A 19,140-nucleotide genomic window follows, 5' to 3' on the forward strand; every position below is an offset into this window, starting at 1 on the left:
GAGGACTCAGCGTGTCGCGGCACGCGCAGCGGGCGGCGGCGCCGCACGACGCGCGGCCGGGTCAGTCGACGACGGTCACGAGATTGACGGCGCCTTGCCTGGCCATCTTGGCGTACGGACACAGGCGCTCCGCGGCGCGCACCCGCTCTTCGGCGATGCTTCGCTCGACGCCGCGCATCCGGACGCGAACCTCGAAGATCAACGCATGACCGCCGTCCATCGGATCACGGCCGAACGCAACCCGAACTTCCACGGCGGTCTCGGCCGGCGCGGTGCAGGCGCGTTGCTCGAGCAGGTTCAGCGCGCCGTGAAAGCACGCGGCGTAGCCGGCGGCGAGAAGCTGTTCGGGATTGGTGCCGCCGCCTGGGCCGCCGAGTTCGGCGGGCAGGCGCAGATCGAGGGCAAGACAGCCGTCGTCGGATCGAACGACGCCCGACGCGCGGCCGTGTCCGGTCTCGCCGCCGGTCACGGTGACGCTCGTCGTATAGAGCGGCTGAAACGCGTGGCCCCGATACCGGTCGAGGAGGGAAAGCGGAGGGGCCTGGAGCTTCTTGTCGTCCATGATGCGTGCTCGAGTTCAGCGCCGCTTCGATTCCCGGTCAGTCGTGTGTCGAAGCGTGTGGCGAACGGGGCTGCGCGGCCCCGGGCAGATATCGTCTCCAAAGACGCGTGGAGCGAACGATCGCACGCGCCCTGCGGCGATCTTCCGGTGCGGCACGATCCCTGGCGGGTCTACGGGAAAAGACGGCTCCATGCTAGATGAGCACGATCGGCGGCGGTATGGCCGCTCCGGGCGAATCAATGTTTCCCTTCGGGCACCAATCGGGAGCGTGACGCGACGCCCGCCGTTGCGCGCCGCGCGTCAGCGGTCCAGGCAGGCGCGCAGCGTTCGCGCGTGACGCTGCGCTTCGTTCGCGTCGACGATGTTCGCGAACCCGATGACGAGGCCGCGCGGCGTTTGCCGCGTGTGGCTGTTCATATACCAGATCGACAGCGGCACGACGGCGAGGCCGGCGTCGCGCGCGCGGGCAGCGACGGCGACGTCGTCGACCGGTCCGTCGGGCCCGTCGGTGAACTGCACCGCGAACTGGATGCCGCCCACCGGCAATTCGACGATCAGCCGCTCGCCGAACGCCTGCCGCAGCGCGTGCACGATCAGCATGCGGCGCTCGACGTACAGCGCGCGCATCCGCTTCAGGTGCCGCGCAAAGTGACCCTGTTCGATGAAATCGGCGAGAGCAGCCTGCAGCAGGGGCGGCGAACCGGCATTCATGCTGCATGCCACGCGCTCGACCCGCTCCACCGCGCGCTCGGGCACGACCGCGTAGGCGAGCCGCAAGCCGGGATACATCGCCTTGCTGAAGGTGCTGCAATAGATCACGTGATCGCGTCGGTCAAGGCTCTTCAGCGCCGGCAGCGGCCGGCCGAGATAACGAAACTCGCTGTCGTAGTCGTCCTCGACGATCCACCCCGACGTCGTGGCCGCCCAGTCGAGCAGCGCGATGCGGCGGGACAGCGACAGCGTATGCCCGAGCGGGCTCTGATGCGACGGCGTGACCAGCGCGAAGCGGGCTTGCGGATCCAGTTCCATGCCGCGCGCGACGTCGATCCCTTCGTCGTCCACCGGGACGGGGACGAGTTGCACGCCGGTCTCGGACAGGAAGCCGCGGGCGAGCAGATAGCCGGGATCCTCGAACCACACGCGGTCGTTCGCCCGGGCGAGGCTGCGCAGCACGAGTTCCAGCGTGGCGCGGTAGCCGCCGGTGACGAAGACCTGGTCCGGCACGCAGGTGACGCCGCGCGACAGCGTCAGATAGGTGGCGATGTGTTCGCGCAGCGGCCGGTAGCCGGCCGGATTCGGATAGCCGAGCAGCGCGCGTTCGCCGCTGCGCGCGCGCAGCGACACGAGCCGGTGCCAGACCTTGCGCGGAAACGCATCGAGCGCCGGGAGCCCGGGTTGCAGCGGGCTCGGCTCGCCACTCAGCGCGACGGCGATCGGCTGCGTGCGCCGCGGCGGCAGGCTGTCGGCGGCCGGGATCGACGAGGCCGCAGGGGCCGCCGCCCGCTGCAGGCCCGCCTGTTCGCCGGGCCGGTTCGTCGGTGCGCCGGTGCGCGGAGGCGACGCCCGGGTGAGCGAGACCGGCAGGGACGGCGAGACGAACGTGCCTGCCGCGCCGCGCATTTGCAGATAGCCCTCGTCGACCAAGATCGTGTAGGCCTGTTCGACGGTGCCGCGCGCCGTGTTCAGTTGCGTCGCCAGGCCGCGCAGCGCGGGTACGCGGTCGCCGGGGCGCAGGTGGCCGGCGGCGATCGCGGCCCTGAACCGCTCGCAAATCTGCAGGTAGAGCGGCAACTGGTGCTGCCGGTCGATTTCGATGGTCAGCGGAAGGGTGGGCGTGGACATCACGGCCTCTCTGGTAATGAGCGCAGCAACGGGATCGCAGGATCGGATTCGGCTTGGACTAGTCCGATCGCCGATTCTTGGCACTGATGGATAGGACATGATTCTTCCACAATTGGGTCACGCGATGCGACGGACATGGCCGCCTTCTCCGGATCCGGCACCCGTCATGCCCGGTCGCGTTCAAGTCAAATTCAATCGTCAGGAGATTGTGCGATGAAAATCGTTGTCATCGGTGGTTCGGGCCTGATCGGCTCACGTGTCGTCACGCTGCTCGAAGAAGCCGGTCATCAGGCGCTGGCCGCCTCGCCGAGCACCGGCGTCAATACCGTCACGGGAGAGGGCCTGGCCGATGCGTTGACGGACGCGGATGTGGTCGTGGACGTGGCGAACGCGCCGTCGTGGGAGCCGCAGGCGGTACTGGATTTCTTCCGCACGGCGGCACGCAATCTCGGCAAGGCCGAAGTGGCCGCGGGCGTGCGCCATCACGTCGCGCTGTCGATCGTCGGCTGCGACCGGATGCCGGAGAACGGCTATTTCCTCGCCAAGGTCGCGCAGGAACAGGCGATCGAAGCGGCGGGCGTGCCGTACACGATCGTGCGCGCGACGCAATTCATGGAATTCATCGGCGGCATTGCGGACTTCAGCACGCAAGACGGCACAGTCCGCATCGGCGACGGCCTGTTTCAGCCGATCGCCGCGGAAGACGTGTCGGCGCTCGTCGCGCAAACCGCGCTCGCCGGGCCGCAGAACGGCACGGTCGAGATCGCTGGCCCGGATCGCGCGCCGTTCGCGGAGATCGTCGCGCGCTACCTGAAGTCGGTCGGCGATCCGCGCGCGGTGGTGACCGACCGCGAGGCCCGCTACTACGGCGGCCGCGTCGAGGAAACCTCGCTGGTGCCGCTCGGGAATGCGCGACTCGGCCGCATCGGTCTCGACACCTGGCTTGCGCGAGGCTGATTCGCGTTCGCACGTGCGACGGTTCGCGGGCACCCGCGGATAGCGGGCAATCGGGATGATCGGCATGGGGGCAGCGGGAAATGAATCATTCGGAACCATCGGAGTACGGCGTGCGGCGCGACCTGGCCGGTCGTGCCGATGCACTCTCGGCGAGCTTCGGTGCGAGCTACGCGGGCATCCTGGCGTTCGTTGCCGTGGCGAGCGAGGGAAGCTTCACGAAGGCCGCCGAACGGCTCGGCGTCGGGCGGCCGGCCGTGAGCCGGAACGTCCAGAAGCTGGAGGCGCAGCTGAGCACGCGGCTGTTCCAGCGGACCACGCGCACGACCGAACTGACCTGCGAGGGCCGGCGATTCTTCGAGAACTGCCATCAGGGCGTGGCGCAGATCGTGGAAGCGATGAACGACATGCTCGAGTTGCGGCAGGGGCCGCCGCGCGGCCTCATTCGCATCAGCTCGGCCGTGGGATTCGGCAGGAAGGTCGTGGCGCCGCTGCTGGCAAAATTCGCGGACGCGTACCCGGACATCGACATCGACCTGGTGCTCGATGACCGGCCGATCGACCTGGTGTCAGAGCGGATCGACGTGTCGTTCCGCAACGGGCGTATCGAGGATTCCAGCATCATCGCCCGTCAATTGATTCCGATGCAGATGGCGCTCTGCGCGGCGCCGTCGTACGTGGCGACGCATGGTCTCCCGAAGAGCCTGGAAGACCTCGATCGGCACGCGTGCGTCAATTTCAGGTTCGCGAGCGGACGCCTGTTCGAATGGGAGTTCAACGTCGACGGCCGCCTGCAGAAGTACCTGCCGGCCTCGCGCCTCACGTTCAACGACGCGGATCTGGTATTGCGCGCGGTGCTGGACGGAGCGGGGATCGCGCAGATGGCCGGCTACCAGATTCGCGACCATCTCGCGTCGAACGAACTCGTCGTCGCGCTGGCGAAGCATGTGCCGGAAGATCGCGGCCACTACATCTGCTATCTGAGCCGGCAACACTTGCCGACGCGCATCCGGATCTTCGTCGATTTCATGACCGAGCAGATTCGCGCGCTCGACCTGAACTGCATGACGCAGTTCAACCGGAATCTCACGGTTGCTTCAGCGACGGGATTGGCTGCGTGAAGAATGAAGGGCTCTGGCAAAGCTGGCGGCCCGCCGGCTGCCATGGAAATCTTCCACTGGCCACGACTGTTTCATCGGTCGAAGCGACGACGTGCGACGAAGGGCCAGTGCGGCGCGCAAAGCCGCCTGCCGAACGATCGGTGCCGGTGTTTTAATGAATTGGCGGTTTATTCAATGTCGTGTAATTGAAGTCGAAATAAAACCGGTTGAAATTAATAACGAATCAGGCTTTTGATCAAAATTAAAAAACTATCGATGCGGAGCGTTTATTTTTCCGGTTTTTGCGGATAAGGTTCGGTTCGGTGAAAGTGATTTGTCAGAAAGCGCGGCGATTGATCATCGCGTGCCGCGGTTTCATCGGGTTGCCGCTTTTGCCGATCAGTGTGCGCGACGACGTGTCGACAGGAACCCCTGCCGGGGATCTTGCGGCAGGCCCGATATGCGCATATCCGTTCCGACATCAATGTCATGAGGGCGCATGAACAAGATCATCCGCAAATACGTTGCTTCCGTGATGCCATGCACATTGACCGGCGTGGCATTGCTGGTCGCGGCGGCCGGTGCTCACGCGCACGGCCGCTTGACCGAACCGCCTTCGCGTATCGTGCTGTGCACGCAAGGGCAGAATCCGAACTGCCCCGTCGACGCCTGGCACGCGAACGCGATGGAGAACGGCAAGTTCTTCCCCGCGACGCAAAGCGGCCTGTCCGATCCGTTCGCGCCGGCCGACGCGAAGAATGCCGCACCGCCGCCGGACGGCGAAATCGCCGGCGCCAGCACGAACGGCCCGCTGCCCGTGCTGAACGAGCAGTCGCCGAGCCGCTGGCAGAAGATCCCGCTGCGGCCGGGCGCGTTGCAGAATTTCAAATGGGAATTCAGCGCCGTGCACAAGACGCGTCGCTGGAACTACTTCATTACACGCGCCGACTGGAACCCGTCGGAAAAGCTCACGCGCGCGCAGTTCGAGCCCACGCCGTTCTGCACGATCCAGAATCCCGGCCAGCCATACTGGGACCCGAACGCGAACCTGGTGCCACAGCAGCCGACCATTCACCAGTGCCGGTTGCCGATGCGTAGCGGTTACCACGTCATCCTGGCGGTCTGGGAAGTCGCGGATACGGCGATGGCGTTCTATCAGGTCGTCGACGCGACGTTCACGAACGGCGATACGACTCGCAGCCCGTTCTGATATTGCCGCGACATGACGCGCCCGGCGATGGCCGGGGCGTCATGAAGGGAAGAACACCGCTCAAGAGCGCGGATGCGCTCGCCGACCGACCGGGCAGTGTCCAGCTCGGCTTGCCGAAGCAGCACCATCATTGCCTCTTCGCCCACCCGCGCGACGCCGTCGTACGGCCGGATCGCATCGCCTGAATTTCGTCGATTTGAACAATCAGTCGGATGGCTGCGAGCTATCCGTTTGAATTATCGAATCGCGACAATTGCAATATGGCGATGCGATCGCGTGAATATTTCGGGTTTCGATATTGATGGAAAGAATCGATTCCAAGGTTGATGCCTGATGATTATGTAGTATAACAAATCGAAGTGCCGGCGCTGGATTGAAGGATCACTACATCGGTCGTCGAATTGTTTTCCGTCATTGAGATAAAGACGGAATCAATATCGGAATTTGTCTTCAAGCGGCAATTTGTCAGGTTGATTTCTTTTGAATTCGACCTGGGCGGAGCGTTGTCAATCGAAAGGGGAAATCATGAGCCAGACCGGAATCGAGGGCATGAAAATGAAGCGCAACCCAGACACTGGAATCATGAAGCGATCGACCGTGAGGGGCGCGCTGGCGCTTCTGCTGGCATGGTCGTCTTTCGGCACCGGCGCTGCCGCGGCGGGCGGGGCGGGTACCGGCACGGCGCCGGCATTCGTTTATAGCCCGTACAAGGACGCGACGATTTCGATGAACTGGAACACGAACGTCATCTCGACGAACGTCACCGGTCAGATGAGCCCGGTGCTGTCGGTGCTGCCACCCGGCGTACGCACGCTGACGCTCGCGTTCGCGACCGGTGAATGCGGCAGCGAGAACTGGGCGGGCGTCGACGGCGGCGCGATGGCGGCTGCCAATGTGCCGCTTTTCACTGCGGCCAACGTGAATTACGTGATTTCCACCGGCGGCGCGGCCGGCATGTTCACGTGCGGGACGGATGCGGGCATGGCGGCCTTCATCGATCGTTATGCATCGAGCAACCTGATCGGGATCGACTTCGATATCGAGGGCGGGCAGACGCAACAGGTGATCAACGATCTCGTGCGGCGTGTGGCATTCGCCCAGCAGAAATATCCCGGCCTGCGCTTCAGCTTTACGTTGGCGACACTGGCCCCTTCCCAGCAGGGCGCGACCACGGCCAGCTCCTGGGGCGCCAGCGCCCCCGACAGCTTCAACGTGTATGGCGACTGGGTCATGCAGGCGATCCAGGCGGTCGGCCTGAAGAACTACACCATCGACCTGATGACGATGGACTACGGGTCGGCCGGGGCGGGGAACTGCGTGGTTGCGAACGGCACCTGCCAGATGGGCCAGTCGGCGATCCAGGCGGCGATGAACCTGCACGATCACTGGGGCGTACCGTACAGCCAGATCGAGCTGACGCCGATGATCGGCGGCAACGATGTGGTCGGCGAAACCTTTACGCCGGCGGATGCGGACACCGTCGCGCAGTTCGTGAAACAGAATGGTCTCGCGGGTGTCCACTTCTGGTCGTTCGACCGTGACGTCGATTGTCCTCCCGGCGCCGCATCGTCGACGTGCAATTCGATCGGCGGTGTCGGGACGCTCGGTTATACGAACCGGTTTGCCAACGGCCTCGCGCCTGGCAAGTGAACGCAGCCGGGCTGGAAGGAGATCATGCGAGCGCCCGTGTCATGGCGACGAAGTTTCGCATGGTCTCCGACATTCACGATTGGCAACCGGAGGCATCGCCGAGTGCATGCGTTGAACGGCAGTTGCCGCCCGAATGCACGCGGATCCGCAGGATCGCGGCCGCCGGGACGACAAAATTCGACAAATCGGAACAGATGGGCGGGGTGTTCCCGCCTACCATCCGCACGTACCTCGCGCATTCCCATACCGATGCAGCATCGGTTGCGACATCGCCCGCATCCCGCTGCACGCGTCTTCCTCGCACCTTCGCATCCTGACAAGCCGCCAACAGCGCAAAGGATTCGCCATGTCCGCAAGATCGTTCGCTTCATTCGTGCTGATGCTGCTGCTCGCGGCGTGCGGCGGCGATTCCGATTCGTCCGTGTCCGGCAGCGCGTTCGCGGCCGCCCCGGCGCGTGCGTCGCAGGCCGCCACGTGGAAACCGCTCGTGCCCGGCACGAGCTGGCAATGGCAGATCGACGGCAACCGGATCAACGAGACGGTGCTGGACGGCGTGAACAACCCGCGCAAGATGTTCGACGTCGACATGGAGCTGACCGATGCCGGCACGATCCGGCGCCTGAAGGCGAAGGGCATCTATGTCGTCTGCTACATGGAGGTGGGCGGGCGGGAGGACACGCGTGGCGACGCCGGCAAGTTTCCGGACAGCGTGCTCGGCAACCCCGTCGAAGGATACGAGGATCACGAGCGCTGGCTGGACATTCGCCAGACCGCGATCCTGATGCCCCTGATGCTGGCGCGGCTCGACCAGGCGAAGCAGAAGGGCTGCGACGGCATCGAGCCGGACCTCGACGACAGCTATCGCCAGGAAACGGGCTTTCCGCTGACGCGCGACGACCAGCTGCGGTACAACACGGCGCTGATCGCCGCCGCGCACGATCGCGGGATGTCGATGGGCCTGAAGAACGGCTCGGGTATCGCCGCCGCGATGGCGAAAGTGGCCGACTGGGCGCTCAACGAGCAATGCAACAGATTCCACGAGTGCGGCGACTACGCGAGCTTCGTCGCGCTGAACAAGGCCGTGTTCAATGTCGAGTACACGCGCCCGGACGGCATGACGCTCGCGGATTTCTGCCCGGCGGACAACCAGGCCAATTTCGACGGCATTCTGAAACTGTCGAGCGACACGCTCTCGGCGCTGCCGCGCGCGGCTTGCCGGTTCGAGTGAGCGACGGGGGCGGATGGCGGGCGGCTTCGCGGTAGGGTCCGATCGCATGGCCGTGAACCGGGATCGCGCCCAGCACCGGCTCGCCGAGCCGCGCGAGCCATCCGGCGCGTGCGGTCGCAGGCGTCGCCGCGGCGCGCGCCGTAACTTCGTCGATCGCGCGCTGGACGCGGGCGACATACGCTGATCGCGACCACGCGTGCGATTCCCCGGATTGACCTGTATCGGCGATCGTCCCTTTCGAAAAGCGCAGCGCACGGCATGGGCCGGCGCAATGGCAATCAGCTGCCGCTGCCGAAGAACCGGTCGATGCGTTTCATTTCGCCCACCCGTTCGGCCTGCTCCAGCTCTCGCCGGACCTGCGCGCGTGTCTTGCCGTCGCCGCGGTTGCGCGGGATCGATACGGGAGCGGGAGATTCGCTTTCCGATGGCACTTCGACGGCCCGGGACGGTGCGGCAGCGGCCGGCGATTCCGGTTCCTGCGCATGAATCGGTCCGACGAAACAGGTCCAGGCAATGACGGCTGCCACGGCGGACGATCGGGTGAAACGCATGCAATCCATGTCCGGGCTCCTGTCGTCGGCGTGGCGCGATCGATATGCCATTGATCCGAGCGTAAGAGACGAACGGCGTGAGCCGTTGACCCGTGTCAAACGCTGTCGATCCGCGCGTTGGCGACCGTTCTTGATGCAGGTCACGGGAGCCGGCGCGGCACGGCGCCAGGATGAGCGTGTCCGGCGCGCCCGCGCCGGGAAATGCCGGCTTCCTGCGCCTGCCGTGCGCGGCCCGGCTGCGATGACCGGAGGACGCGTCATGGATCACGGGATAGCATCGATTGTCTGGTTCGGCGACCTGCGTCGCGGCGACGTGGCGCGCGTCGGCGGAAAGAACGCATCACTCGGCGAACTGATCGGCAACCTGTCTGCACAGGGCGTGAGCGTACCGCCCGGCTTCGCGTCGACCGCGGATGCGTACTGGCGGTTCATCGATGCGAACGGATTGCGCCAGGTCATTGGCAGCACGCTCGACGCATTCGCCGCCCGGAAGCTGGCGCTCGCCGATGCCGGCGCGGCGATCCGGCGGGCGATCCTCCATGGCGACTGGCCCGACGACATCGCCGGCGCGATCCGGGACGCGTATCGGCAGCTGTGCAGCCAGTCCGGCCGCGCCGACGTCGATGTCGCCGTGCGTTCCAGCGCAACCGCCGAGGATCTGCCCGACGCGAGCTTCGCGGGGCAGCAGGAAACCTACCTGAACGTGCGCGGCGAGCGCGCGTTGCTCGCTGCGTGCCGGCGGTGCTACGCGTCCCTGTTCACCGACCGCGCGATTGCGTACCGGGAAGAAAAGGGCTTCGATCATCTGCGTGTCGCGCTGTCGATCGGCGTGCAGCGGATGGTACGTTCCGATGTCGGCGCGGCCGGCGTGATGTTCTCGCTCGACACGGAAACCGGCTTCGACAAGGTGGTGCTGATCAGCGCCGCGTGGGGGCTGGGCGAGAACGTGGTGCAGGGCACCGTCGATCCCGACGAATATGAAGTGTTCAAGCCCTTGCTCGGCGACGCCGCATGCAGCCCCGTCATCGGCAAGACGCTCGGCGGCAAGGCGCACAAGCTGATCTATGCACGCGACGAGGATGCGCCGACCCGCAACGTGCCGACGTCGAAAGCCGAGCGCGCCGCGTTCGTACTGGCGGATCGCGACATCCTGGCGCTCGCGCACTGGGCCTGTGCGATCGAGGCGCATTACGGCCAGCCGATGGACATCGAGTGGGCGAAGGATGGCGTGAGCGGCGAACTGTTCGTCGTGCAGGCGCGCCCGGAAACGGTGCAGTCCCGGCGTGAAGCCGGCGCCGTGAAGACCTACCGGCTCGGCGAGACGGGCCGGAAGCTGCTGACCGGCGTCAGCGTCGGGGAGGCCGTCGCGGCCGGCAGCGTGTGCGTGATCGACAGCCCGCGCGACATGGCGCGCTTCGTCGATGGCGCGGTGCTCGTGACGCACACGACGGATCCGGACTGGCTGCCGGTCATGCGTCGCGCTGCGGCGATCATCACCGATCACGGCGGCCGCACGTCGCATGCCGCGATCGTGAGCCGCGAGCTGGGATTGCCGGCGATCGTCGGCACCGGCAACGCGACGCACCTGCTGCACGACCAGCAGGAAGTCACCGTGTCGTGCGCGGAGGGCGGGGCCGGCTTCGTCTACGAAGGCATCGCGCAATACGATGTGGAGGCGATCGACCTGGCCGACCTGCCGGCCACCCGCACGCAGGTCATGCTGAACCTCGCGAATCCTGCCGCCGCCTTCAGGTGGTGGCGCTTGCCGGCGGACGGCATCGGGCTCGCGCGCATGGAGTTCGTGATCGGCAACCACATCAAGGTGCACCCGATGGCGTTGGCCCGCTACGATGCATTGCAGGACGAGCGGGTGAAGCACACCATCGCGGCGCTGACGTCGGGTTACGACGATCCGGCGGAATATTTCGTCGACCGGCTCGCGCGCGGCCTTGCACGGATCGCGGCGGTCTGCCATCCCGCGCCGGTCATCGTCCGCATGAGCGACTTCAAGACGAACGAATATGCGCATCTCGTCGGCGGCGCCCAGTTCGAGCCGCAGGAAGAGAATCCGATGCTCGGATTTCGCGGCGCGTCGCGCTACTACTCGCCGCGCTATCGCGACGGGTTTGCACTCGAGTGCCGGGCGATCGCACGGCTGCGCAACGACATGGGCTTCAGGAACGTGATCGTGATGATCCCGTTCTGCCGCACGACCGACGAAGCGGACCGCGTGCTCGAGGTGCTGGCCGCGAACGGCCTGAAGCGCGGCGATAACGGCCTGCAGATCTACGTGATGTGCGAGATCCCGTCGAACGTCATTCTGGCGAGCGCGTTCGCGCAGCGCTTCGACGGGTTTTCGATCGGCAGCAACGACCTGACCCAGCTCACGCTCGGGGTCGACCGCGACTCGGCCGAGCTGGCCGGCCTGTTCGACGAACGGAACGACGCGGTGAAGTGGATGATTGCCCGCGTGATTGCCTCCGCGCACGACGTGGGCGCCAAGGTGGGCCTCTGCGGCCAGGCGCCGAGCGATCATCCGGAATTCGCCGCTTTCCTCGTCGCCTGCGGCATCGACTCGGTGTCGGTCAGCCCCGACAGCTTCATTGCGGTCAAGCGTCGCGTGGCGGCCGCGGAACAGGCGGCGCGCGACGCGGGCCCGCCGAAGGCATGAGCGGGTTGGCCGCGGCGGCGCGCCTGGCCGCCGGAGCGCCGGACCGTGTGATCGTGTCCGCATCGACCGGATGCCGGCGTCACGCCGCGCACGTGTGCCGCCGGCCGCTTTCGGCCCGGGCAAATGCGGCCTGCAGGGCGGGATGAACGTCGGTGCGCCAGTGCTCGCCCGTGAACAGCCCGTAGTGATCGCAATCGTCGATGTCGACGCGCTGCCGCGCATCCGCCGCGAGGCCGCTGCACATGGCCAGTGCGGCATGGGTCTGTCCGGCACCGGTGACCGCATCGCGCCGGCCTTCGACGGTCGTGAGCACGACGGCGCGCAGCGCGGCGGGATCGACACGCCGGCCGCAAACGTCCCAGGTGCCGGTTGCGAGGCAGGCGCGCTGGAACACGATGTCGACCGTGTCGAGGAAGTACTCGGCGGGCATGTCGAGGAGCGTCAGGTATTCGCGCAGGGCCCGGCGTGCTTGCGCGAGTGTGCCGGCATCGCCGCACGTCACCGCGCGTCGGTAGCGATCGAGCAGCGTCATGTAGCGTTGCGGGTACGCGATCGAGATCTCGGCGCGCTGCAGATAGGCCGGAAAAACCTGCCGCCCGTGTCCGGGATAGCCGGGCGGCACCGTGTCGATCAACGTGGAGCGGCACCATGCGAGCGAATGCGAGCTGGCTGCGATCCCGAGCGCGCTCGGATTGATCCGGGCATCGAGCGGACCGCCGATCAGCGTCAGGCTCGCCGGCAGGGCGGCCCCGCGTTGCGCGCGCAGCGCGAATGCGCCGAGCGACGGGACCGTCGCCTGACAGACGGCGACGACGTGCACGGGCCGAGCGTCGGCCAGCAGCGCATCGATGAAGCCGTCGAACATCGCCACGTATTCGTCGAGGCCGAATCGACCCGCGTCAGGCGGCACGTCACGCGCATCGATCCAGTCGGTGACGTACACGTCACCATCGGCCAGCAGCGTCTCGACCGTTTCGCGCATCATCACGGCCGCATGGCCGGCCAGCGGCACGCAAAGCAGGATCACGCGCGGCGCACGGGGGCGCGTGAAACGGCGCAACGAGCAAAAAGGGGTATGGGCGGCGATCGTTTCGTCGACGTCGAGTGGTCGTCCGTCCGGGGCGATCGCGTCGATCGCAAACCGTGGCGCGCCGGCATGCAGGTCGAGCAAGGGCTCCAGCAGATCGGCATAGCTTGCCGCCGCCGCACCAGGCCAGAAACCGCGCGCGAATCGTGCCGCCGCGTCCCATGTCCGCAACCATTGCCGTTGCCGTTCGATCAAGTCATACCACATGGCGCGTCGGCGAGAAGCCGCCGGGAATTCGGACAGGTCTACTGTCGCCTGATTGCGCGGCGGCGGGTTGACCTGAATCAGCGTCGGGAAGCTGATCTTCGGATCCTGGGCGCAAGCACGGAGCAGGTCATGGACGCCGCTCGACGCAGGCTCGTCGTTTTTCACTCGCGCCGGATGCGGGTGACGGCGCGAGGCCCTGGCCGAACCATGGGATCGCGGCGCCGAGCGATGCGACGTAGCGCGCCCAGCCACCCGGGTTGCCCGCGAACAGCCACGCGCACACGGGTTCGGCGAGTGCGTCGCGGTCGAGCGGGCTGTCGAGCAGGCGCTGCGGCCACAAGCAGTAGGCGTGGAGGACCGCGTGCGTGAATTCGCGCACGGTCATGTGCGCGAACACGTGATTCAGCAGCGGCACGTCGGCGAGCATTGGCTGGGCCGCCAGCAGCGAGTCGATCGTCCTGTCATCCGGCTCGTATTCGAGCACGCAACTGAGCGTTCGCAAGATGCTGCCGAGATGCATGAGCAAGGCGTGGCGGGCTTCGGTTTCGTTCGGCATGATCGGCTTCCGGTTTCGCGGAGCGAATCGTCCCGCGTGCTTCCCTGCAATCTATGAGCGATGTCGCGATGAAACGTTGATGGAGGTCAAGCACGGTTGCGCGGGCCGATCCGCGTGCGACCGAGCGCGCCGACCGGGAGGGCTTCGACGGATGGATCGAGGCGCGCCACCCGTTCCGGATTCATGTCGCCCGAATCGTCCGATCGTTGCGCAGCGCGCATGCAAACGGGCGGCGAGAACACATCAGAATCGTTCGAGGAGCGCCAGGATCTCGTCGGCTCGGCGCAACAGCGTCCTGTCCTGCTCGGCCGTCGCCCTGACGGCGTGCAGTCTTGCGCGCCAGTACGCGGGATCGTTGATCGACGTCTTAGTCTGGAAGTAGTCTCGTGTCTGTTCGAGCAGGCGAATGGATCCTTCGATATGGGCGAGTTCGCGTTCGACGTCGTAATACCAGTTCATGTGCGGACCTCTCCAGGATGGTGATGCATGGTGGATTCCCGTTGTCCGTTTCGCATTGATTTCACGCAAGCTCACGCAGCCGGACACGACGTCCGTTTCATCCGAGAAAATCCAGTGATTCGGAGTACTTCGTTGATGTAACGAGAGCGGGAGCGAACACCCGAAAAAGCCGGCGCGAGGATGCGTACGGTATCGCGGTGTTTCGATCGGGCGACGAAAGGCTGAATGGTCAACTGACGGGCACGGGAACCGGGGCGCCGGAGAGCATTGCGTCAGACGAATCGCGAGTGGTCGCGGGGGCGTGCGTGCGCTTGATGACCTGCATCAAGACCGCTCGCGCGGCAAGCGCGATGATGGAGGTTCGCGCGTGCCGGTCACGATCGAGGGCCGACACGCACCGTGCCGTCTGCGTCTTCATGTTCACGATACGGGCCTCCATCATGCCTTCCCTGTTCGCGCACGCGTCGAGTCTTCAGATCATCATGTTGCCCGGCGAGCCGACGCCGAACGTACCGCCCGCTGCACCGCACCGGAATCGTCCGGTCGACACCGACGGCGACCACCTGTTGAGTCCCCACGAAATCGCGATCCTGATGGTGCTCGCCAGCGAGCCGCGACGCCAGCAGGGCGACCCTGCCGATCTTCATTGTCTTGCGGACCGGGGCCTCGTCCGGCTGGATGCCGCGCCGCTCGCGGAGGCGCACGTGCGCCTGTCGGACCGGGGGCGCCAGATGGTGTCGCGTCTCGCGGAGCGCGACCGGCCGCGACTCGGTCGCCATGCCGATTTCACGATGGCGGGCCGGACCTCGAGCGAGACGCCTCGGCGTGCGCCACGCTGACCTGTATCAAGCGCCGGTGCTGCTGCCGGATCTACGGTTGTCGTCATGGGATGGGGCAGCAGTCCATGACCATGAAAAAGGGTGGCGAACTGAAGAGGGACGTCGAGCCGACGCTCGGGCGGGATCGATCGATGCCATGCACGATGGGGGCGATCGAATGCGCGTTGCGTGAATCTTCGGGCGGCGTCGACCGACGATCCGCGTCGCCCGGGCAGGGAGAGGGAACATGAATGCCGAGATGCTTTGCACCCGCGATGTCGCCATGTGTTCCGCGCAGACGAGCGTCGTCGAGGCGGCCGCGATGATGCGCGATGCCCACGCCGGCGACCTGGTCGTCGTGCGTGAACGGGAAGGGCGATGCGAGCCGGTCGGCATGCTGACCGACCGGGACATCGTGCTCGCCGTGGTGAGCCCCGATGCACCGGCCGGGTCGCTGTTCGTCGGCGACGTCATGTCGGCGCCCGTCGCGGTCGCGAACGTCGACGACGATCTCTGGCTGCTCGCGAAACGGATGCGCCAGCATGGCGTGCGCCGGCTGCCGGTGGTCGGCGATGACGGCGAGCTGGTCGGCATCGTGTCGCTCGACGATCTGCTGCGCGCGGCCGCTGCGCTGCTCGACGAATTGCGCCTCGTGGCGGCGCGTCAGCCGTATTTCGAGGAGAAGCAGCGTGGATGATGCGGCGCGACCGGATCACTTGCGCTGCCGGTCGTGCCGCGGACATGCCGTTGATGCGGTCAACGCCGCGCCGGTGCGAACGGGCTCCGGCGATCGTGCCGCAGCCCCTTGATCTCGCGCAATTCGGGCGCCGGGCGGCAATCCATGCTGGGTTGTGCCGACCGGGCCGCCGGCGTCGACGCGGCGTGCCGCGCGGGAGAACGCATGATGGACGGATTCTTGCAGGATGCGAACGCGAACGACGTGTTGCTCACGGATTGGTATGAGCTGACGATGCTGCAGGCCGCCTTCGATGCCGGCATGAACGACACGGCCAGCTTCGAATTCTTCGTACGGGCGCTGCCGGAGCCGCGCGCGTTCCTGATGGCGGCGGGACTCGCGCCCGTGCTCGATTACCTGGAGCGGCTGCGCATGCCGGCCGCCGTGCTCGAACGGCTGGCCGGAACCAGGCGCCTTCGCGCGGACTTCCTCGCATCGCTCGCCGACCTCCGTTTCACGGGCACGGTCGACGCGATGCCGGAGGGCACGGTGTTCTTTGCCGACGAGCCGATCCTGCGGATCACGGCGCCGCTTCGCGAGGCGCAGTTCGTCGAGAGCCGCGTGATGAACCTGCTCCACTATGCAACGCTCGTCGCAAGCAAGGCTGCACGCGTCACGCTGGCTGCGCACGGCAGGCTGCTGGTCGACTTCGGCCTGCGGCGCGCGCACGGCGCGGAGGCAGCGATGCTGTCGGCGCGCGCCAGCTATCTGGCGGGATTCTCCGGGACGGCGACCCTGCTTGCCGGCTTGCGCTACGACATTCCCGCGTACGGCACGATGGCGCATTCATACGTTCAGGCGCACGACGACGAAACGCTCGCGTTCGAGCACTTCGCGCGATCGCAGCCGGACAACGCGATGCTGCTGATCGATACGTACGACACGGAGCGCGCGGCGTACAAGGTGGTCGAACTGGCGCGACGGCTCGCACGCGAGCAGATCCGCATCAAGGGCGTGCGGATCGACAGCGGCGATCTTGCGGCGCATGCGCGCAACGTTCGCGTGATCCTCGACCGGGGCGGCCTCGCCGACGTCACGATCTTCGCGAGCGGCAATCTCGACGAACACCGGCTGCAGGCGCTGGTCCGCGAGCACGCACCGATCGACGGCTTCGGGATCGGCACGCAGATGAGCACGTCGGCGGATGCGCCTTGCCTCGATTGCGCGTACAAGCTGGTCGAGTATGCCGGCCGGGCGCGCTGCAAGCGCTCGGAAGGCAAGGCGACGCTGCCGGGGCGCAAGCAGGTGTTCCGGCAATACGGCCCGGATGGGCGGATTGCCGCCGACTGCATCGGTCTCGATGGCGAGCGCGTCGACGGCAGGCCGCTGTTGCAGCCGGTCATGGTCTCGGGTGCGCGGCTCCCGGCCCCGACGCTCGACGAAAGCCGCATGCATGCGCTGCGCGAATTGTCCACGCTGCCGGATCTCGTGCGCGCGCTGGCGCCCGTGATGCCGCTACAGGCGTCGATTTCTCCGGCGCTGGCGGCCTGCGTCGCGCAGTGCGGCGGCGGGCCGGACGTACACGCGCATGCGAGGCAGCAAGCAGCATGAGCGAGGCCCGCGGCGCGATCGGCGCGACGCGTGCCGGCCGCCGCAGGACGATTGACTCAGGTCAACCGGGCCGGCCTGTCTGCCCCGGAAGATGAACCGCGATCATCGGCGGGGAGAGGCACCGTGGAGCACCATGCGGAGGTATTGAGAGGCGGGCGCTGGACGCTGCCCGTGCCGGGCTGGCGGGATCTCGCGGCGATGCTGATCGTCACCGGTCTCCTGCTGCTGGCCGGTATTTCGGCGCACCAGATGGCCGGCCCGCTCGCGGTTGCGCATCCCCCGGCCATCTCGCTGTCTCCGGCGGTGCTGCCGGGCTATACGCTGCGTACGGTCTCGCGCATGTTCGCGGCCTTGCTCGCGTCGATCGTCTTCACGTTCGTCTACGCGACCGTGGCGGCCAGAAGCCGGTCGGCCGAGCGGGTGCTGATTCCGTTACTCGACGTGCTGCAGTCGGTGCCGATCCTCGGCTACCTGTCTTTCACGGTGCTGTTCTTCCTGTCGTTGTTTCCGGGGCGCATCCTCGGCGCCGAGTGCGCGGCGATCTTCGCGATCTTCACGAGCCAGGCGTGGAACATGACGTTCAGCTTCTACCAGGCGCTGCGCACGGTGCCGCTCGATCTCGACGAGGCCAGCCGCAGCTTCCGGCTTTCAGCATGGCAGCGCTTCTGGCGCCTCGAGGTGCCGTTCGCGATGCCCGGCCTCGTCTGGAACGCGATGATGTCGATGTCGGGCGGCTGGTTCTTCGTGGTCGCGTCCGAGGCGATCGCGGTCGGCAACCTGCACGTCGACCTGCCCGGCGTGGGCGCCTACGTCGCGCAGGCGATCGCGAACCGCGACCTGGCCGCGGTCGGCTGGGCGATCGTGGCGATGAGCATCGCGATCGTCCTGTACGACCAGTTGCTGTTCCGGCCGCTGGTCGCGTGGTCGGAACGATTCCGCTACGGCGATGCCGCGCCCGCTGTCGCGCCGCACAGCTGGATGCTCGACCTGTTCCATCGATCGCGATGGATGGCGCGCGCGGTCGCCCCGGTCGGCATGCTGTTGCGCCGTGCGGCGCGTGCGCGGCTGCATGGGGCAGCCTGGCCGTGGTGCGGCCGGATCGCATTGCCGCGCCATGCGGGCGATGTGCTCTGGCTCGCGCTGTGTGCCGCGGGAGGCGCGTATGCGGCGCACGTGCTGTTCCGGCTCGGTCGCGCGACGCTGACCTGGACGGACTTGCGTGCCGTGGCCGGCGCGGGGGCGCTCACGTTCGTTCGCGTGACGGTGCTGGTCGTGATCGCCTCGGCGATCTGGGTGCCGATCGGTATCGCGATCGGTCTTCGGCCGCGCGTCGCCGCACGCGTTCAGCCGGTTACGCAATTCCTCGCCGCGTTTCCGGCCAACCTGCTGTTTCCGGTCGCCGTGTTCGCGATCGTGCGCTTCCGTCTCGAGCCCGATATCTGGCTGTGCCTGCTGATGATCCTGGGCGCGCAATGGTATGTGCTGTTCAACGTGATCGCCGGGGCGAGCGCGTTCCCGGCCGACCTGTGCGAAGCCGCCGCATGCTTCCGGGTCCGGCCGGCGACCTGGTGGCGTCGCGTCATGTTGCCGGGCGTCCTGCCGTACTTCGTGACGGGCGCGATCACCGCGTCCGGCGGCGCATGGAACGCGAGCATCGTCGCCGAGGCCGTGAGCTGGGGCAGTACGCGCCTGAACGCCGGCGGACTGGGCGCGTACGTCGCGCGGATGACCGACGCCGGCGACTATCCGCGCATCGCACTCGGCGTCGCCGTCATGTCGTTGCTCGTGATCGCGACCAATCGGCTCGTGTGGCGCCCCATGTATGCGTTCGCGGAACGCAGAACGAGGCTCGATTGAGCCGGAACCCGATCCCTTACCCGCAGGAGACTGGCGTGGCGAACCTCGGTGAATGCAAGGAAGCGCACGTTGCGAATGCCGCCACGCCGTCGTCCGGCCAG

The 19,140-nt window shown here is 66.7% G+C and carries 16 protein-coding genes; 10 read left to right on the forward strand and 6 right to left on the reverse strand.

Annotated features, from left to right (window positions below; genetic code table 11):
- Positions 1-61 precede the first annotated feature (61 nt).
- A complete protein-coding gene (locus C5O79_RS14735) occupies positions 62-562 on the reverse strand; it encodes an Ohr family peroxiredoxin (RefSeq protein WP_046546537.1) in 501 nt (166 codons plus the stop codon).
- A 300-nt stretch (positions 563-862) separates the two neighbouring features.
- Complete coding sequence (locus tag C5O79_RS14740) at positions 863-2,404, reverse strand: PLP-dependent aminotransferase family protein (RefSeq protein WP_122478696.1); 1,542 nt, start codon at positions 2,402-2,404, stop codon at positions 863-865.
- A gap of 213 nt (positions 2,405-2,617) precedes the next feature.
- Here C5O79_RS14740 and C5O79_RS14745 point away from each other — a divergent pair, with 213 nt between their 5' ends.
- The 5 genes from C5O79_RS14745 (at position 2,618) to C5O79_RS14765 (ending at position 8,546) form a co-directional block, all read left to right on the forward strand.
- The gene (locus C5O79_RS14745) at positions 2,618-3,361 is read left to right on the forward strand and encodes an SDR family oxidoreductase (protein ID WP_046546539.1); all 744 of its coding nucleotides are present in this window, start codon (positions 2,618-2,620) and stop codon (positions 3,359-3,361) included.
- 80 nt (positions 3,362-3,441) lie between these two features.
- Positions 3,442-4,479: a LysR family transcriptional regulator gene (locus tag C5O79_RS14750; protein WP_046546540.1), complete on the forward strand. Its 1,038-nt coding sequence runs from the start codon at positions 3,442-3,444 to the stop codon at positions 4,477-4,479.
- 478 nt (positions 4,480-4,957) lie between these two features.
- A complete protein-coding gene (locus tag C5O79_RS14755; protein ID WP_226235208.1) occupies positions 4,958-5,668 on the forward strand; it encodes a lytic polysaccharide monooxygenase in 711 nt (236 codons plus the stop codon).
- Between the two features lie 582 nt (positions 5,669-6,250).
- A complete protein-coding gene (locus C5O79_RS14760; protein WP_236862402.1) occupies positions 6,251-7,318 on the forward strand; it encodes a glycosyl hydrolase in 1,068 nt (355 codons plus the stop codon).
- Between the two features lie 346 nt (positions 7,319-7,664).
- The gene (locus tag C5O79_RS14765) at positions 7,665-8,546 is read left to right on the forward strand and encodes an endo alpha-1,4 polygalactosaminidase (protein WP_163009084.1); all 882 of its coding nucleotides are present in this window, start codon (positions 7,665-7,667) and stop codon (positions 8,544-8,546) included.
- Positions 8,547-8,824: 278 nt separating this feature from the next.
- Here C5O79_RS14765 and C5O79_RS38120 read toward each other — a convergent pair whose 3' ends face one another.
- Entirely contained in the window at positions 8,825-9,106 is a 282-nt protein-coding gene (locus C5O79_RS38120) for a DUF4148 domain-containing protein (protein ID WP_163009085.1), read from the reverse strand.
- 250 nt (positions 9,107-9,356) lie between these two features.
- Here C5O79_RS38120 and ppsA point away from each other — a divergent pair, with 250 nt between their 5' ends.
- Entirely contained in the window at positions 9,357-11,768 is a 2,412-nt protein-coding gene (ppsA, locus tag C5O79_RS14775) for a phosphoenolpyruvate synthase (RefSeq protein WP_122478709.1), read from the forward strand.
- A 79-nt stretch (positions 11,769-11,847) separates the two neighbouring features.
- Here the strand turns inward: ppsA and phaZ are convergent, their stop codons facing one another.
- The 3 genes from phaZ to C5O79_RS14790 form a co-directional block, all read right to left on the reverse strand.
- Positions 11,848-13,062, reverse strand: coding sequence for a polyhydroxyalkanoate depolymerase (gene phaZ, locus C5O79_RS14780; RefSeq protein WP_122478712.1), 1,215 nt, complete (start codon positions 13,060-13,062; stop codon positions 11,848-11,850).
- Between the two features lie 127 nt (positions 13,063-13,189).
- Positions 13,190-13,618: a hypothetical protein gene (locus tag C5O79_RS14785; RefSeq protein ID WP_047852899.1), complete on the reverse strand. Its 429-nt coding sequence runs from the start codon at positions 13,616-13,618 to the stop codon at positions 13,190-13,192.
- Between the two features lie 243 nt (positions 13,619-13,861).
- Positions 13,862-14,077 carry a hypothetical protein gene (locus tag C5O79_RS14790; RefSeq protein ID WP_046546545.1) on the reverse strand — a complete coding sequence of 72 codons (216 nt, stop codon included), beginning with the start codon at positions 14,075-14,077 and terminating at the stop codon, positions 13,862-13,864.
- Between the two features lie 314 nt (positions 14,078-14,391).
- Between C5O79_RS14790 and C5O79_RS14795 the strand changes: the two genes are divergently transcribed.
- The 4 genes from C5O79_RS14795 (at position 14,392) to C5O79_RS14810 (ending at position 19,039) form a co-directional block, all read left to right on the forward strand.
- The gene (locus C5O79_RS14795) at positions 14,392-14,916 is read left to right on the forward strand and encodes a hypothetical protein (RefSeq protein ID WP_236862403.1); all 525 of its coding nucleotides are present in this window, start codon (positions 14,392-14,394) and stop codon (positions 14,914-14,916) included.
- 226 nt (positions 14,917-15,142) lie between these two features.
- Positions 15,143-15,592, forward strand: a complete 450-nt coding sequence (locus C5O79_RS14800; RefSeq protein ID WP_046546546.1) for a CBS domain-containing protein — start codon at positions 15,143-15,145, stop codon at positions 15,590-15,592.
- A 207-nt stretch (positions 15,593-15,799) separates the two neighbouring features.
- On the forward strand, positions 15,800-17,182 hold the full coding sequence (locus C5O79_RS14805; protein ID WP_122479094.1) for a nicotinate phosphoribosyltransferase: 1,383 nt from the start codon (positions 15,800-15,802) through the stop codon (positions 17,180-17,182).
- Positions 17,183-17,305: 123 nt separating this feature from the next.
- Positions 17,306-19,039: an ABC transporter permease subunit gene (locus C5O79_RS14810; protein WP_122478721.1), complete on the forward strand. Its 1,734-nt coding sequence runs from the start codon at positions 17,306-17,308 to the stop codon at positions 19,037-19,039.
- The last annotated feature ends 101 nt before the right edge of the window (positions 19,040-19,140 follow it).

It is taken from the genome of Burkholderia sp. SRS-25 (assembly GCF_004343765.1).
Classification (GTDB): domain Bacteria; phylum Pseudomonadota; class Gammaproteobacteria; order Burkholderiales; family Burkholderiaceae; genus Burkholderia; species Burkholderia contaminans.

What these genes read in the sequence shown, in the direction of transcription:
- C5O79_RS14800 (WP_046546546.1), top strand. Translation starts at nt 15,143, where the DNA reads ATGAATGCCGAGATGCTTTGCACCCGCGATGTCGCCATGTGTTCCGCG.
- C5O79_RS14755 (WP_226235208.1), top strand. Translation starts at nt 4,958, where the DNA reads ATGAACAAGATCATCCGCAAATACGTTGCTTCCGTGATGCCATGCACA.
- C5O79_RS38120 (WP_163009085.1), bottom strand. Translation starts at nt 9,106, where the DNA reads ATGGATTGCATGCGTTTCACCCGATCGTCCGCCGTGGCAGCCGTCATT.
- C5O79_RS14795 (WP_236862403.1), top strand. Translation starts at nt 14,392, where the DNA reads ATGACCTGCATCAAGACCGCTCGCGCGGCAAGCGCGATGATGGAGGTT.
- C5O79_RS14805 (WP_122479094.1), top strand. Translation starts at nt 15,800, where the DNA reads ATGGACGGATTCTTGCAGGATGCGAACGCGAACGACGTGTTGCTCACG.
- C5O79_RS14785 (WP_047852899.1), bottom strand. Translation starts at nt 13,618, where the DNA reads ATGCCGAACGAAACCGAAGCCCGCCACGCCTTGCTCATGCATCTCGGC.
- C5O79_RS14790 (WP_046546545.1), bottom strand. Translation starts at nt 14,077, where the DNA reads ATGAACTGGTATTACGACGTCGAACGCGAACTCGCCCATATCGAAGGA.
- C5O79_RS14735 (WP_046546537.1), bottom strand. Translation starts at nt 562, where the DNA reads ATGGACGACAAGAAGCTCCAGGCCCCTCCGCTTTCCCTCCTCGACCGG.
- C5O79_RS14750 (WP_046546540.1), top strand. Translation starts at nt 3,442, where the DNA reads ATGAATCATTCGGAACCATCGGAGTACGGCGTGCGGCGCGACCTGGCC.
- ppsA (WP_122478709.1), top strand. Translation starts at nt 9,357, where the DNA reads ATGGATCACGGGATAGCATCGATTGTCTGGTTCGGCGACCTGCGTCGC.
- C5O79_RS14740 (WP_122478696.1), bottom strand. Translation starts at nt 2,404, where the DNA reads ATGTCCACGCCCACCCTTCCGCTGACCATCGAAATCGACCGGCAGCAC.
- C5O79_RS14760 (WP_236862402.1), top strand. Translation starts at nt 6,251, where the DNA reads ATGAAGCGATCGACCGTGAGGGGCGCGCTGGCGCTTCTGCTGGCATGG.
- C5O79_RS14765 (WP_163009084.1), top strand. Translation starts at nt 7,665, where the DNA reads ATGTCCGCAAGATCGTTCGCTTCATTCGTGCTGATGCTGCTGCTCGCG.
- phaZ (WP_122478712.1), bottom strand. Translation starts at nt 13,062, where the DNA reads ATGTGGTATGACTTGATCGAACGGCAACGGCAATGGTTGCGGACATGG.
- C5O79_RS14745 (WP_046546539.1), top strand. Translation starts at nt 2,618, where the DNA reads ATGAAAATCGTTGTCATCGGTGGTTCGGGCCTGATCGGCTCACGTGTC.